Origin of the sequence: Streptomyces sp. NPDC051776 (genome assembly GCF_040681345.1) — a bacterium.
Classification (GTDB): domain Bacteria; phylum Actinomycetota; class Actinomycetes; order Streptomycetales; family Streptomycetaceae; genus Streptomyces.
This window is the reverse complement of sequence record NZ_JBFAYQ010000017.1, coordinates 83,970-98,420: the sequence shown is the minus strand read 5'-3', so window position 1 is coordinate 98,420 and position 14,451 is coordinate 83,970. Positions and strand designations below refer to the sequence as shown.

14 protein-coding genes and 1 other RNA gene are annotated in these 14,451 nt (G+C 70.1%); 13 read left to right on the top strand and 2 right to left on the bottom strand.

What is annotated here, in order from left to right:
• Positions 1–235 precede the first annotated feature (235 nt).
• Entirely contained in the window at positions 236–1,504 is a 1,269-nt protein-coding gene (locus AB0M26_RS16030) for a serine/threonine-protein kinase (RefSeq protein ID WP_365260723.1), read from the top strand.
• A gap of 419 nt (positions 1,505–1,923) precedes the next feature.
• Here AB0M26_RS16030 and AB0M26_RS16025 read toward each other — a convergent pair whose 3' ends face one another.
• Positions 1,924–2,121, bottom strand: coding sequence for a hypothetical protein (locus tag AB0M26_RS16025; RefSeq protein WP_365260720.1), 198 nt, complete (start codon positions 2,119–2,121; stop codon positions 1,924–1,926).
• A 114-nt stretch (positions 2,122–2,235) separates the two neighbouring features.
• Between AB0M26_RS16025 and prfB the strand changes: the two genes are divergently transcribed.
• The 3 genes from prfB (at position 2,236) to AB0M26_RS16010 (ending at position 4,309) form a co-directional block, all read left to right on the top strand.
• Positions 2,236–3,342, top strand: coding sequence for a peptide chain release factor 2 (prfB, locus tag AB0M26_RS16020; RefSeq protein ID WP_365260717.1), 1,107 nt, complete (start codon positions 2,236–2,238; stop codon positions 3,340–3,342).
• 207 nt (positions 3,343–3,549) lie between these two features.
• Positions 3,550–3,675, top strand: coding sequence for a hypothetical protein (locus AB0M26_RS16015; protein WP_365260714.1), 126 nt, complete (start codon positions 3,550–3,552; stop codon positions 3,673–3,675).
• 7 nt (positions 3,676–3,682) lie between these two features.
• A complete protein-coding gene (locus AB0M26_RS16010; protein WP_365260711.1) occupies positions 3,683–4,309 on the top strand; it encodes a hypothetical protein in 627 nt (208 codons plus the stop codon).
• A gap of 399 nt (positions 4,310–4,708) precedes the next feature.
• Here AB0M26_RS16010 and AB0M26_RS16005 read toward each other — a convergent pair whose 3' ends face one another.
• Positions 4,709–4,909 carry a hypothetical protein gene (locus AB0M26_RS16005; protein WP_365260709.1) on the bottom strand — a complete coding sequence of 67 codons (201 nt, stop codon included), beginning with the start codon at positions 4,907–4,909 and terminating at the stop codon, positions 4,709–4,711.
• A 287-nt stretch (positions 4,910–5,196) separates the two neighbouring features.
• Between AB0M26_RS16005 and ftsE the strand changes: the two genes are divergently transcribed.
• The 9 genes from ftsE (at position 5,197) to AB0M26_RS15960 (ending at position 14,305) form a co-directional block, all read left to right on the top strand.
• A complete protein-coding gene (gene ftsE / locus AB0M26_RS16000) occupies positions 5,197–5,886 on the top strand; it encodes a cell division ATP-binding protein FtsE (RefSeq protein WP_365260706.1) in 690 nt (229 codons plus the stop codon).
• Between the two features lie 42 nt (positions 5,887–5,928).
• Positions 5,929–6,846 carry a permease-like cell division protein FtsX gene (ftsX, locus tag AB0M26_RS15995; RefSeq protein WP_365260703.1) on the top strand — a complete coding sequence of 306 codons (918 nt, stop codon included), beginning with the start codon at positions 5,929–5,931 and terminating at the stop codon, positions 6,844–6,846.
• A 68-nt stretch (positions 6,847–6,914) separates the two neighbouring features.
• Entirely contained in the window at positions 6,915–8,111 is a 1,197-nt protein-coding gene (locus AB0M26_RS15990; RefSeq protein ID WP_365260700.1) for a S41 family peptidase, read from the top strand.
• Between the two features lie 18 nt (positions 8,112–8,129).
• Positions 8,130–8,609: an SsrA-binding protein SmpB gene (smpB, locus tag AB0M26_RS15985; protein ID WP_365260698.1), complete on the top strand. Its 480-nt coding sequence runs from the start codon at positions 8,130–8,132 to the stop codon at positions 8,607–8,609.
• A gap of 278 nt (positions 8,610–8,887) precedes the next feature.
• Positions 8,888–9,257: a transfer-messenger RNA gene (gene ssrA, locus AB0M26_RS15980) on the top strand.
• A 374-nt stretch (positions 9,258–9,631) separates the two neighbouring features.
• Complete coding sequence (locus tag AB0M26_RS15975; RefSeq protein WP_365260775.1) at positions 9,632–11,014, top strand: nitrate/nitrite transporter; 1,383 nt, start codon at positions 9,632–9,634, stop codon at positions 11,012–11,014.
• A 197-nt stretch (positions 11,015–11,211) separates the two neighbouring features.
• On the top strand, positions 11,212–12,438 hold the full coding sequence (locus AB0M26_RS15970) for a uroporphyrinogen-III synthase (RefSeq protein ID WP_365260695.1): 1,227 nt from the start codon (positions 11,212–11,214) through the stop codon (positions 12,436–12,438).
• Between the two features lie 515 nt (positions 12,439–12,953).
• Positions 12,954–13,541 (top strand): sigma-70 family RNA polymerase sigma factor, encoded by a 588-nt coding sequence (locus tag AB0M26_RS15965; RefSeq protein WP_360849024.1) that lies wholly within the window; start codon positions 12,954–12,956, stop codon positions 13,539–13,541.
• On the top strand, positions 13,538–14,305 hold the full coding sequence (locus AB0M26_RS15960; protein WP_365260692.1) for a zf-HC2 domain-containing protein: 768 nt from the start codon (positions 13,538–13,540) through the stop codon (positions 14,303–14,305). The genes AB0M26_RS15965 and AB0M26_RS15960 overlap by 4 nt, the downstream gene beginning before the upstream one ends.
• Positions 14,306–14,451: the final 146 nt, after the last annotated feature.

The window sequence follows — 14,451 nt, the reverse complement described above, 5'->3', positions numbered from 1 at the left end:
TGTCCGCACCCGTGCCTCCACCCCGTCTCATCGCGCTTCGCGGCGCCGTTCCCAACCCCCCGCCCCTCGCTCGCAGACCCCGAAAACCCATGCAAGTCTGGGGATTTGTCGACTTCTGACGGGGGATTTCCCCCGCAGAAGTGACGGTTGGCGTCGCTCGGGGCGTAGTTTTGTCGGCAACGCCAGCCCCTGGAGGCCCCTGGCAGCGCTTGGGGCACGACACGTCGGAGCAGTCTTGGCACGGAACATCGGCAGCCGGTTCACCGCCCATCATGTCCTGGGACGAGGGTCCGTCGGCACGGTCTGGCTCGGCGAAGGGCCCGAGGGTCCCGTCGCCATCAAGCTGCTGCGCGAGGACCTGGCGTCCGACCAGGAGCTGGTCGGCCGGTTCGTCCAGGAGCGGACGGCCCTGCTCGGGCTCTCGCACCCACATGTGGTCGCCGTCCGCGACCTCGTCGTGGACGGCAATGACCTCGCGCTCGTCATGGACCTCGTCCGCGGCACCGATCTGCGCACCCGCCTCGACCGTGAGCGCCGCCTCGCACCCGAGGCCGCCGTCGCGATCGCCGCCGATGTCGCCGACGGCCTCGCGGCCGCGCACGCCGCCGGCATCGTCCACCGCGACGTGAAGCCGGAGAACGTGCTGCTGGACATGCAGGGTCCCCTCGGCCCCGGCCGGGCCCATCCCGCCCTGCTGACCGACTTCGGCATCGCCCGGCTCGTCGACGCCCCCAGCCGCACCCGGGCGACGAAGATCATCGGGACGCCCGACTACCTCGCGCCGGAGATCGTCGAGGGCCTGCCGCCCCGCGCCGCGGTCGACATCTACGCGCTCGCGACCGTCCTCTACGAGCTGATGGCGGGCTTCACGCCCTTCGGCGGAGGCCACCCGGGCGCGATCCTCCGCCGCCATGTCACCGAGACGGTGGCCCCGCTGCCCGGCATCCCCGACGAGCTGTGGCAGCTCCTCGTCCAGTGCCTGGCCAAGTCGCCCGCCTCGCGGCTGCGGGCGGCCGAGCTGGCGGGCCGGCTGCGCGAGCTGCTGCCCGACCTCGCGGGTATGCCGCCGCTGGACGTGGACGAGCCCGGCGCGGAGCACGCGGACGAGGACCCGGATCCCTACGACGAGCAGCCGTACGGAGCCGCCCCCGCCGCTCCGCGCCGCGGCGCCGTGCCGCTCGTGCACGGCTCGGCCCCCGACTCGGGGCGCGACACGCACACCAGCATGCGCGTCCCTGCACCGGACGAGCTGGCCGGCGGCGCACGAGGCACGGCCCGCGTACCGCGTCCCGCCGGCGGCCACCGGCCCGGCTCCGCCCGCCATCGCGCCGCCTCCGAGGCCGTGCGCCGGCGAAGGATCAAGCTGGGCGTCGCGGCGGTGGCGGTCGCGGCCGTGGTGGGGATCGGGGGGTGGCTCGCGGTCGGCGGTGACGACGGGGACGGGGGCCGGCCCGGCGTCGAGCAGTCGGACGGCCAGTCCGACGGCGCGTCCTCGCAGCCCTGACCTTCAGGTGACCTGACCGCAGCAGACCTGACCTCGGGTGGCCTCACCCGTAGCCCTTGGCCTCAGGCGGACCTGCGCGCACCCCCTGGGCTCGGGCAACTCGTGCCCGCGGGCCCGACCGCATGCCGCGCCGTCCTCACGGGCCCGGCCTACGGCGGCGCGTCCGCCCCGCAGCCGGTACGGGGACGCCCATCAGCCGGTACGGGGACGCCCATCAGCCGGTACGGGGACGGGCATCCGTCCGGTGCGGGGACGTGCATCCGCCGGTATCGGGACACTCGGCGGTGCGGGAACGCGTTTCCGCGCAGCCACGGCACCGGGCTGTCGGCGCAGGGACAGCTCGTACGGCCCACAGGGCTGGGAGGGGCTGGACATCCCGGGCTTCAAGGGGCCGGGGCACCCTGGCCCGGGGAGAGCCCTCAGGGGAGATAGCGCTCGGCCGCCGCCGGACCCTTCTCCTTGAGCAGACGCTCGGCCCATTCGAGCCGCTCGGGCGTCACATCGCGCCCGGAGACCCGCACCAGATCCTCCGCGTCGATCGCGGTCTCGCAACCGGTGCGGAGCTGGAGCGGGCGCTTGCCTGCGATCGGCTGCTCGTCCTCGGTTTTGTCCGTCACGGCGACCCTCCTCGTTCGAGATGACCACGGGTCCTGCCGGGGGAGCCGGTGCTCCCTGTGCCCCCATTGTGCGGCACGTCCGGGGCCGCCGCGCGCAGCCGTTACGCTGGACCCGTGGCAGTCGTCGATGTATCCGAAGAGCTGAAGTCCCTCTCCTCGACCATGGGGTCGATCGAGGCCGTCCTTGACCTCGACAGGATGAGGGCCGATGTCGCCGAACTCGAGGAGCAGGCAGCGGCCCCCTCTCTCTGGGACGACCCGGAGAACGCCCAGAAGGTCACCAGCAAGCTGTCCTATCTACAGGGGCAGCTCCGCCGCGCCGAGGAACTGCGCAGCCGTATCGACGATCTCGAGGTGCTGTTCGAGCTCGCCGAGGCCGAGGGCGACGAGGACGCCCGCGCCGAGGCCGAGTCCGAGCTGACGGCGGTCCGCAAGGCGGTGGAGGAGATGGAGGTCCGCACCCTCCTCTCCGGCGAGTACGACGCTCGCGAGGCCGTGGTCAACATCCGTGCGGAGGCGGGCGGTGTGGACGCCGCCGACTTCGCCGAGCGGCTGCAGCGGATGTATCTGCGCTGGGCCGAGCGGCACGGCTACAAGACGGATGTCTACGAGACCTCGTACGCGGAGGAGGCCGGCATCAAGTCGACCACCTTCGCCGTCCAGGCCCCGTACGCCTACGGCACGCTCTCCGTCGAGCAGGGCACCCACCGGCTCGTGCGTATCTCGCCGTTCGACAATCAGGGCCGGCGCCAGACGTCCTTCGCGGGTGTAGAGGTGCTGCCGGTCGTCGAGCAGAGCGATCACGTGGAGATCGACGAGTCCGAGCTGCGGATCGACGTCTACCGCTCCTCCGGCCCCGGCGGCCAGGGCGTGAACACGACCGACTCGGCCGTGCGCATCACCCACATCCCGACCGGCATCGTCGTCTCCTGCCAGAACGAGCGCTCGCAGATCCAGAACCGGGCGACCGCGATGAACGTGCTCCAGGCCAAGCTACTCGAGCGGCGCCGCCAGGAGGAGCAGGCGAAGCTGGACGCGCTCAAGGGCGACGGCGGCAATTCCTGGGGAAACCAGATGCGTTCGTACGTCCTGCACCCTTACCAGATGGTCAAGGACCTGCGGACGGAGCACGAGGTCGGCAACCCGGACTCGGTGCTCGACGGCGACATCGACGGATTCCTGGAGGCGGGAATCCGCTGGCGTAAGCAGCAGGCGAAGTAAGTCTTAAAATAAGTCTCACTGAGTCCGATTTCGGACATGGTTGGATAACGCAACTGCCCTGAGGCGGACGGTAGTTGCCTTGTCTTTTACAAAGTTCGTCACAGTCTTTTGTTCAACGCCCGGTCAATGGTGAGCAATCCGGGCATATCGTGCGCAATGACCTTGACGGTGCTGTGAATTGTGGGAAAGCTGAAGCGCAGCATGCCCATGACTGGGATGCGTGCGAACGGGGTGGAGTGGGGCGGGACCGGTGTCCCGGTGAACCGATCTCCCCCCATGCGGCCGCCGCTCGGTGCATGGCTGCTCACCAACGAGAACAGCTACTGGGGGTAGCAAGCAGATGACGAAGAAGATGCGGCTGCGTGTTGCGCGGATAGCCGCCGGCGCGGTGATCGCCGCCGGTGCGTCGCTGACCGCCGCCGGCGCCGCTCAGGCCGTCGGCGTCGACGTCGAGGTCGGTGGCATCGGCGTCAAGGCGAACGCGGACAAGAAGGGCGTCGGCGCGGGTCTCCACGTCGGCAAGGACGACCCGACGGACATTCCGACCCCGCCGACGGGCGAACCGACCGACATCCCGACAGAGCCCACGGGCGAGCCGACCGACCCCACGGACGAGCCGACCGAGCCGACCGAGGAGCCGACGGAGCCCACGGACGAGCCGACCGAGCCCACGGACGAGCCGACCGAGCCGACCGACGAGCCGAGCGACACTGCCGAGCCCACCGACGGCACTGGCGGCGGCAACAACCCGGGCCCCGACGGCGAGACGGGTACGGGCAGCGAGACCGACACCGACGCCGTCGGTTCCACCCCGGTCCAGCAGGGCCAGTCCAAGGAAGAGCTGGCCGAGACCGGTGCCTCCCAGACCGCGTTCCTGCTGGTCGGCGCCGCGACGATGATCGCCGGTGGCATCGGCTTCCGCCTGATGCCCCGCCTGATCAACCGCGGCGGTGGCGCGGCAGCCTGAGTGCAGCCGATCTCACGCTGGGTGAGTGTCAGGCCCCGGAGCGTCACGCGCTCCGGGGCCTGGCGCGTAAGCCCGCGGTTGCCTGCCCGCTCCGGGGCCCTGCGCCTACGTCCGTGGGCGCCTGCCCGCTTCGCATGCGCGTTGCCCCGTGGGCACAAACCCGGCGAGCGGGCCTCAGGGCCGGTCAGGCGCGGGCCGGGGCTGGATGTGTGCTTTCACCCGGGATCGACTTCATCCCGCGCCTGTGCGAATTCATCCGCGGCTGCGCGAACAGGAACCGGGATTCGGTACCGGCCGAGGGCCGTGGCGGAGCGAGAATCCTGAAGGTCCGGCGGCGCCGTACGGTGCCGTGCCGCGGCCATGGCGGGTACGGCGTGGATGCGGGCTGAGAGGCGGCGCTTACGCTGCTTGATGGGCGAGCACGGCCACAGCGACCAGGACGATCAGCAGGGCCAGAAGCGCCACAGGAGAGAGCCCGGAGAGCAGCCCGGCCAGGCCGCCTTCCTGGTGGAGCCGCTCCCTGCTGGCCCGGCACACCGGGCAGCGGCCCTCGCTCACCGGGGCCGCGCAGTTGGCGCACACCAGACGGTCGCATGTCATGCGATCTCCTCCTCTACCGTGGCCAACGCGAGGAGAGGCTGTTCGGTTCCGCCCCTCCCTCTCCCACTGTGCCAGCTTCCGCACGATTCGGCTCGCCCCGGCCGCTGACCGCGCATCCGGGACCCGGAGGCCAATGCCTGGTTTGTACCTGAAGGTGCCGTGAATAAACGCTCAACCCGGACCGACGACTGCGCGGTCCCTCCCGGTTCGCGTATGGTCACGCTCACCGGCGGGAACCCGGGCTCCGGGCCTCCCGCACTCCCTTGCAGGTCGACCCTGGTGCATCCGTGATCCGATTCGACAACGTCTCCAAGACCTACCCCAAGCAGACGCGTCCCGCGCTGCGGGATGTCTCGCTCGAGATCGAGAGAGGCGAGTTCGTCTTCCTCGTCGGCTCCTCGGGCTCGGGCAAGTCCACCTTTCTGCGGCTGCTCCTGCGCGAGGAGCGGGCCAGCCACGGTGCGGTGCACGTGCTGGGCAAGGACCTGGGCAAGCTCTCCAACTGGAAGGTGCCGCAGATGCGTCGCCAGTTGGGGACCGTCTTCCAGGACTTCCGGCTGCTGCCCAACAAGACGGTCGGCGAGAACGTCGCCTTCGCCCTCGAGGTGATCGGCAAGCCGCGCGGTCAGATCCGCAAGACGGTCCCCGAGGTCCTCGACCTCGTCGGCCTCGGCGGCAAGGACGACCGCATGCCGGGAGAGCTCTCCGGTGGTGAGCAGCAGCGCGTGGCCATCGCGCGGGCCTTCGTCAACCGCCCCATGCTGCTGATCGCGGACGAGCCGACCGGCAACCTCGACCCCCAGACCTCCGTCGGCATCATGAAGCTGCTGGACCGGATCAACCGGACCGGCACGACCGTCGTGATGGCGACGCACGACCAGCAGATCGTCGACCAGATGCGCAAGCGCGTCATCGAGCTCGAAAAGGGCCGACTGGTGCGCGACCAGTCGCGCGGTGTGTACGGCTACCAGCACTGAATGACCGCCCGTAGCCGTTGCCCCGCACCCTGAAAGGACATCATGCGCGCCCAGTTCGTCCTGTCGGAGATCAGCGTCGGTCTCCGTCGCAATCTCACGATGACCTTCGCGGTCATCGTCTCCGTCGCCCTGTCGTTGGCCCTCTTCGGGGGTTCCCTGCTGATGCGGGAACAGGTCAACACGATGAAGGGCTACTGGTACGACAAGGTCAACGTCTCCATCTTCCTCTGCAACAAGAACGACGCGGAGAGCGACCCCAACTGCGCCAAGGGCGCCGTGACGGCGGACCAGAAGGACGAGATCAAGACGGATCTCGACAAGATGCCGATCGTGGACAAAGTGCAGTTCGAGACGGCCGACGAGGCGTACACGCACTACAAGGAGCAGTTCGGCGACTCGCCGCTCGCGGACTCCCTCACGCCGGACCAGATGCAGGAGTCGTTCCGCATCAAGCTCAAGGACCCGGAGAAGTTCGAGGTCATCACGAGTGCCTTCTCCAGCCGCCCCGGCGTGCAGGAAGTGCAGGACCAGAAGGGCCTGCTGGAGAATCTCTTCAACCTTCTCAACGGCATGAACTACGCGGCGCTGGGCGTCATGGCGCTGATGCTGGTGGTCGCGTTGATGCTGATCGTCAACACGGTCCGCGTCTCGGCGTTCAGTCGCCGCCGTGAGACCGGGATCATGAGGCTCGTCGGCGCGTCCAGCTTCTACATTCAGATGCCGTTCATCATGGAGGCGGCATTCGCCGGTCTGCTGGGTGCGTTCGGCGCCTGTCTGATACTGCTCGTCGGGCGCTATTTCCTGATCGACCACGGATTGGCCCTGTCCGAGAAGATGCAGTTGATCAACTTCATCGGCTGGGAGGCCGTGCTGTCCGTACTGCCGCTGGTGCTCGCCATCGGCCTGCTCATGCCCGCGCTTGCCGCCTTCTTCGCGCTCCGCAAGTACCTCAAGGTGTGACGTATGCCCCGTGCGCCGTACGGTCAACCTGCCGTGGGGCGCCGTGGCGTTGTCCTAGACTCACCGGCATGTCGGGACCGTCGTTGTTCGTCCGCCCCCGCAGCATTCGCCGTGGGGCGGCCCTGACATTCATGTGCGCGACCGTCCTCGTGGGCGGTGCCGCGGCCGTCGGTTCCTTCGGCGCCGGGACCGCCAACTCCGCGGGAGCGGATACCCGTTCGGCCGCCGTCGCGGACCACCGCAGCGAGCTCGCCGAGGCCGCCGCGGCCGCCATGGCCGAGGGCAAGTCGGGCTCGGAGGCCGCGGAAGAGGTGGTCAGCCGCAGCGGGGACCGCTGGAGCGCCGTCTACAGCGCGGGCGAGTACGAGGGCGTCCAGCTCGCCCTGGACGGTGAGTACGTGGGCGTCGGCCTGTGGGTGCGATGGCGCCGGGACGGGAGGATCGAGGTCGCCCGCGTCCAGCCCGGCAGCCCCGCCGACCGCGCGGGCATCGCGCCGGGCGACCGGCTGCGCACCATCGACGGCGAGGACATCACCGGCGAGCCCGTCACCGACGTCGTCTCCCGGCTGCGCGGCGCAGGCCCGAATCAGGTGCGCGAGGGACGCCCGGCGGGCGCCGGTACGCCCGTCCGGCTCGGCCTGGAGCGGGACGGCCGGACTTGGGACGAGAAGCTGCGCCGCGCCAGGCTGATCGCGGAGACCGTCACCGCCCAGCGGACCGCCGCCGACCGCACCACGCACATCAAGGTCGCGTCCTTCGCCAAAGGCACCGGCGAGGAGGTGCGGCGTGTGGTGCGGAAGACCCCCGACGGCGACGGCATCCTGCTCGATCTGCGCGGCAACTCCGGCGGTTTGGTCTCCGAGGCGGTCACGGCCGCGTCCGCCTTCCTCGACGGCGGCCTGGTGGCCACGTACGACGTCCGCGGGGAGCAGCGTGCCCTCTATGCGAAGGGGGGCGGCGACCACCGCAGCCCCCTCGTCGTCCTCGTCGACGGCGGCACGATGAGCGCGGCCGAGCTGCTGACCGGAGCCCTCCAGGACCGCGGCAGAGCCGTGGTCGTCGGCTCCCGGACCTTCGGCAAGGGCTCGGTCCAGATGCCCAGCGAGCTGCCCGACGGTTCGGTCGCCGAGCTGACCGTGGGCCACTACAGGACTCCCGCCGGGCGGAGTGTGGACGGCGACGGCATCGCCCCGGACCTGGCCGTACAGCGCGGTGCGGAGCAGCGGGCGCGCACAGTATTGACTGGCCTCGGTGGCGGTGCCTAGTGCGAGAATGACCTCGCTATGGCTAAAGAGACGGGTCGCAAGCTGATCGCGCAGAACAAGAAGGCGCGCCACGATTACCTCATCCTGGACACCTACGAGTGCGGTCTGGTGCTGACCGGCACCGAGGTGAAGTCGCTGCGTCAGGGCCGCGCGTCACTGGCGGACGGCTTCGCACAGCTCGACGGCGGCGAGGCGTGGCTGCACAACGTGCACATCCCCGAGTACAGCCAGGGGACGTGGACCAACCACTCGGCGCGGCGCAAGCGGAAGCTGCTGCTGCACCGGGCGGAGATCGACAAGCTGATCGGCAAGACGCAGGAGTCGGGGAACACGCTCGTGCCGCTGGCCCTGTACTTCAAGGACGGCCGGGCCAAGGTCGAGATCGCCCTGGCCAAGGGCAAGCGGGAGTACGACAAGCGCCAGACGCTGCGGGAGAAGCAGGACCGCCGCGAGGCCGAGCGCGCAATGTCGGCGGCCCGGCGCAAGCAGCGGGGCTGACGAGCGCGGCGGTACGGGGCTGGGCGGCCCCTGCGGGCCGGGTGCCATACGTGGATGGAGCGGGCCGCCGCAGCCTGCGGTACGTGGGTGGGGCAGGCGCCGCAGGCCCCAGCCCGCAGCGCGCAGCCCCCGGCTCGGCGGCGCGTACGGGGCCGGGCGTCCGGGCTGCTTGGCTCGGCCGGGGTCCGGGATGCCGGGAATAAGCTGGCAGGGGTCCGCGTTGATCGCGTACGATGGCACGTGCACCTCAAGGGGTGCGCACCTTGAAAACACCACATGGGGATGATCGGTTTCGACAGCGGATGTCGAGGCAGGGGAAGCGAGCCGAGGAAGCGGCAATGATCTCGTAAACCATATGTCGCAAAAAATAATCGCCAACACCAAGCGCGATTCCTTCGCCCTCGCTGCCTGAGCAGCGACCTGCGAAGTGTCAGCCCGGGGCTGTTCCCGACCCGGATCCTGGCATCAGCTAGGGAACTCCACCACTGAACCCGGCCACGGGGGCCAGTGGGAAAACAAACAGTGGCTGAGCCCGTCGGCAGCTTGTCTGCGTGACTGCCGGGGCTGAGAAAAGCACAGCAGACTGCGCTCGGAGAAGCCCTGTTTCCGCACCGTTGGACGCGGGTTCGATTCCCGCCATCTCCACTCATCCCATGTACGAGAACGGCCCCGCCACGGCGGGGCCGTTCTCGTTTGCCTGCCGATACGGCCCTGGTGCCCCCGCCCCTCACTCCGCTGCGAGGCAGACGGTGGCCGGGGCCACCAGCACCGGCACGAGGAGCCGGCCCGCCCCCGCCCCGGCCGCAACACCGCTGAGAAGTGCGGGACGGCGCACTCGGGCCCGCGGGCCGGCGGTTCTTGGTGCCGCCGAGCAGCCTCCCGCCTCTCACAGACCCCGTCCCGCCCCCGTGAGTGCACGGTTTCGTCCGCGTCACCTGGCGCCACGGAACCGAAATCCGGTGTCTCTAGCGTCGGCCGTACGAGGCACACTCCGGCCTCGGCCCGACCCCTCTGGAGGCATGATGACTGCCGCGACGACCGCATCCCGCAAGGGAGGCCGCTGGATCGAGCGGTGGGATCCCGAGGACGAGACATTCTGGCGCGAGACCGGTGAGAGGATCGCGCGCCGCAATCTGCTGTTCTCGGTGATCTCCGAGCACATCGGCTTCTCGGTGTGGTCGCTGTGGTCGGTGATGGTGCTCTTCATGGGCCCCGAGTACGGCATCGACCCGGCCGGGAAGTTCTTCCTCATCGCCGTGGCCACCCTGGTCGGAGGGTTCGCACGGGTTCCGTACACCTTCGCCGTCGCCCGCTTCGGCGGCCGCAACTGGACGGTGCTGAGCGCCTCCATGCTGCTTCTGCCCACGATCGCCGCGGCGTTCGTGATGGAGCCGGGCACCTCGTACAGCACCTATCTGCTGGTCGCGGTGGCCACCGGCGTAGGCGGCGGCAACTTCGCTTCCTCCATGACCAACATCAACGCCTTCTTCCCCCTGCGGAAGAAGGGGTGGGCGCTGGGGCTGAACGCGGGCGGGGGCAACATCGGCGTCCCCGTGGTGCAACTCGTCGGGCTGCTCGTCATCGGTACGGCCGGCGCCGCGCACCCGCGGATCGTGCTGGGCGTCTACATCCCGCTGGTCGTCGTCTCGGCCGTGTGCGCCGCGCTGTTCATGGACAACCTCGCGCCCGTACGGAACGACACCGGCGCAGCCAAGGAGGCCGTGCGGGACGTGCACACCTGGATCATGGCCTTCCTCTACATCGGCACGTTCGGGTCGTTCATCGGCTACAGCTTCGCCTTCGGCCTGGTACTGCAGACCCAGTTCGGCCGTACGCCCCTCCAGGCCGCGTCGCTCACCTTCATCGGCCCGCTGCTGGGCTCCCTCATCCGTCCCGTCGGCGGCTCGCTCGCGGACCGCTTCGGCGGTGCCCGCATCACGCTGTGGAACTTCGCGGCCATGGCCGCGGCCACCGGGGTGGTGATCTACGCGTCCGTGCAGAAGTCGCTGCCGATCTTCCTGGTCGGGTTCATCGCCCTCTTCGTCCTGTCGGGGCTCGGCAACGGGTCCACGTACAAGATGATCCCCGGGATCTTCCAGGCGAAGGCGGTCGCCCGCGGGTTGGGCGGCGAGGAGGCCGCGGCGTACGGCCGCCGGCTGTCCGGCGCTTCGATGGGCCTGATCGGAGCGGTCGGGGCGATCGGCGGTCTGGGCATCAACCTCGCCTTCCGCCAGTCGTTCCTGACCGGCGGCACCGGAACCGGGGCCTTCGTCACCTTCCTGGCCTTCTACGCCGTCTGCTCCGCGGTCACCTGGGCCGTGTACCTGCGGACCGCCCCGCGCCCCCGCCCCGGTGGCCGGCAGGCGGCGGCGGAGCGGCCCGCGCCGGTGTACGCGGAGGTCTGATCGCGGTCCGTCCGCGGGCCGTGATCCGCGGGCCGGGCAGGGAGCTGTGGTCAGTGGCACGTGCGGCCGGGACGATCCCGGCCGCACGTGCCGTAACACTGGGGTAATGCGGGCGAACCGCGTACGTCACCGGAGGTTGTCACCATCCAGGGACCCCGTGCGCACGCGCACCACCTACGCGAAGCGGGACGAGAGGCATGTACGGAGAGCAGAAGACAGCCCGGGCAACGGCTCCGACGGTCGCCGACGAGCCGGAGGCTGCCACCGGCGGGCGCGCCGCCCCGCAGCCGCTGGCCGGGTTCACCGTGGGCGTCACCGCGGCGCGGCGGGCCGAGGAGCTCGGCGCGCTGCTGCGGAGGCGTGGCGCCGTTGTGCAGCATGCGCCGGCGATCCGTATCGTGCCGCTCCCCGATGACACCGAACTCTTCGCCGTCACCCGCGAGTTCATCGACCACGCGCCGGACGTCGTGGTCGCCACCACCGCCATCGGCTTCCGCGGCTGGATCGAGGCGGCCGACGGCTGGGGGCTGGGCGAGGCGCTGCTCGGGCGGTTGCGCGGGGCGGAACTGCTGGCCCGTGGGCCCAAGGTGCGCGGCGCCATCCGGGCCGCGGGCCTGACCGAGGAGTGGTCGCCCGCCTCCGAGTCGATGGCCGAGGTGCTCGACCGGCTGCTGGAGGAGGGCGTCGACGGCCGGAGGATCGCGGTGCAGCTGCACGGCGAACCGCTGCCCGGTTTCGTGGAGGCGCTACGCGAGGGAGGCGGCGAGGTCATCGGCGTACCGGTGTACCGCTGGATGGCCCCGGAGGACATCGGGCCCGTCGACCGGCTCCTGGACGCCACGGTCGCGCGCTCGCTCGATGCCGTCACCTTCACCAGCGCCCCCGCCGCGGCCTCGCTGCTGGAGCGGGCCAAGGAACGCGGCATGCTGGACGAGGTGCTGGACGCCCTGCGCCACGACGTGCTGCCCGCCTGCGTCGGCCCGGTGACGGCCCTGCCACTGGAGGCGTACGACATCGCCACCGCCCAGCCCGAACGGTTCCGGCTCGGGCCGCTCGTGCAACTCCTGTGCCTCGAGCTCCCCGGGAGGATCCGGGCCCTTCCCGTCGCGGGCCGGAGGCTGGAGGTCCGTGGCCACGCGGCCCTGGTGGACGGGGAACTGCGCGCCGTACCGCCCGCGGGCATAGCCCTGCTGCGGTCCCTGGCCCGGCGGCCCGGCTGGGTGGTCTCGCGCGCCGAACTCCTGCGGGCGCTGCCCGGCGCGGGCACCGACGAGCACGCGGTGGAGACGGCGATGGCCCGGCTCCGTACGGCTCTGGGCGCGCCGAAGCTGATCCAGACGGTGGTCAAGCGGGGCTACCGGCTGGCGCTGGACCAGGCGGCGGACACCAAGTACGGAAGCGATCAGGCCCCGTCCACACGGTAGCGTCGTCCGCCCGAAGGGGGCGGACGGGACTTTGAAGAGGGGGCCTGGTGCCGCCTCAGGCATGTGCTGCTAAATGCCCGTAATCAATAGCTATGTTCGTCTGGCTATGTTCGTTATGCCCCTGCGCGTAGCTCTTTGTGTGACTGCATCCTGGGTTCGTCTCTGTCCGGAACATGGACGCCCGGTGCCGGGCCGAGCCGTTCGACAGGCCCCGCCCATGCGAAATAGATCACACCAACTCCGATGAACGGCACAGGTCTTCCCTCCGTTCCCGCCGCAGCTCACGGCAGATTTCCGAAGTTTTTCGCGAGCGGTTGAGCAACTCCCCGCCCACGCCCGTACTCAGGGGAGACGCGGCTCCTCGGGCCGCTGACTGTCCCCCACGCCAGTGGGTCCGAGGGACGGGCGGGAGTCCGCAGCAGACGAGGGCTGCGGACTTCCGCCCTACTCCTGCCATTTCGTCCCAAGACCGTCCCCGGCCTTCGTTCAAGCGGGGACTCGACCAGGAGGTTCGGGTGCGCAAGGATGCGGCCGTGGTCGAACACCGTCCTTCCAGAACGCGGCACAGGGCCGAGAAACCCCGGGCCGGCAGCGACGTGCCGGACGAGGAACTCATGCGAGTCCTCTATCGAGAGCACGCGGGTCCCTTGCTCGCCTACGTCCTCCGCTTGGTGGCGGGAGACCGCCACCGGGCCGAGGACGTCGTTCAGGAGACCCTGGTCAGGGCCTGGCGCAACGCCGACCAGCTGAACCGGGCCACCGGTTCCGTTCGTCCCTGGCTCGTCACCGTCGCACGTCGCATCGTGATCGACGGCCACCGCAGCAGGCAGGCGCGTCCGCAGGAGGTCGACCCTTCGCCGCTCGAACTCATGCCCGCGGAGGACGAGATCGACAAGGCCCTGTCGCTCATGACGCTCTCCGATGCCCTGAGCGACCTCAGCGAGGCGCACCGGGAGGCGCTCGTCGAGACGTACTTCAAGGGCCGTACGGTCAATGAAGCGGCCGAAAAACTGGGTATACCCAGTGGGACCGTAAGATCCCGTGTGTTCTATGCGCTGCGCTCCATGAAGCTCGCGCTCGAGGAACGAGGAGTCACGGCATGACAGCGCATGAGCGCTCTTCGGAGCACGAGGCCGTCGGGGCCTACGCGCTCGGTGTGCTCGATCCCGCGGACGCGGCGCGCTTCGAAGACCACTTGGCCTACTGCGAAGCCTGTGCCCAGCAGCTCGAGGAGTTCATGGGCCTCGAGCCGCTGCTGGCCACGCTCGCCGAGACCCCCGCGGCCGTCCCGGACCCGGCCGCGCTCCACGCCCAGCCCAGCCCGCAGATGCTGGACCGGCTCGTGGACGAGGTCGCGGTGAAGCGGCGGCAGAGGCACCGGCGAGGCCTCTATCTGGTCGCGGCCGCCGCTGCGTTGATCATCGGTGGACCGGTGGTCACCGGCGTCGTCACGGCCGACGAGGGCAGGACGAACACCGCGCAGCCGCACGCGCACTCCACCAGCCCCGCAGAGGACGCCTTCTTCAACCACATGACCACCAAGGTCAACGCCACCGACTCGGTCAGCAAGGCCACGGCCACCGTGGGCACCGAGGAGAAGATGTGGGGCACGCACGCCGTGCTGGAGCTGAAGAACGTCAAGGGTCCGCTCAAGTGCAGCCTGATCGCCGTCTCCAAGGATGGTGACGAGGAGGTCATCACCTCCTGGTCGGTCCCCAAGTGGGGCTACGGCATTCCGGGCACCACCAACGAGAAGGCCAAGCACCCGCTGTACGTGCACGGCGGCGCGGCCATGGCACGCGACGACATCGACCACTTCGAAGTGCGCACCTTCGAGGGGAAGCGCCTGGTCTCCGTCGACGCCTGACCGGGTCCGCCCGGCACGGCCACCCGCCCCCGCCATGGGTGATCCGGTCCCGCGACCGGGTCCCCGGGGCAGGGCCAGGGCACGGACACCGGACGGAGAACCCCCAGAAGTTCCCTGATCACGGATGCGCGGTACGCCCCCCTTCG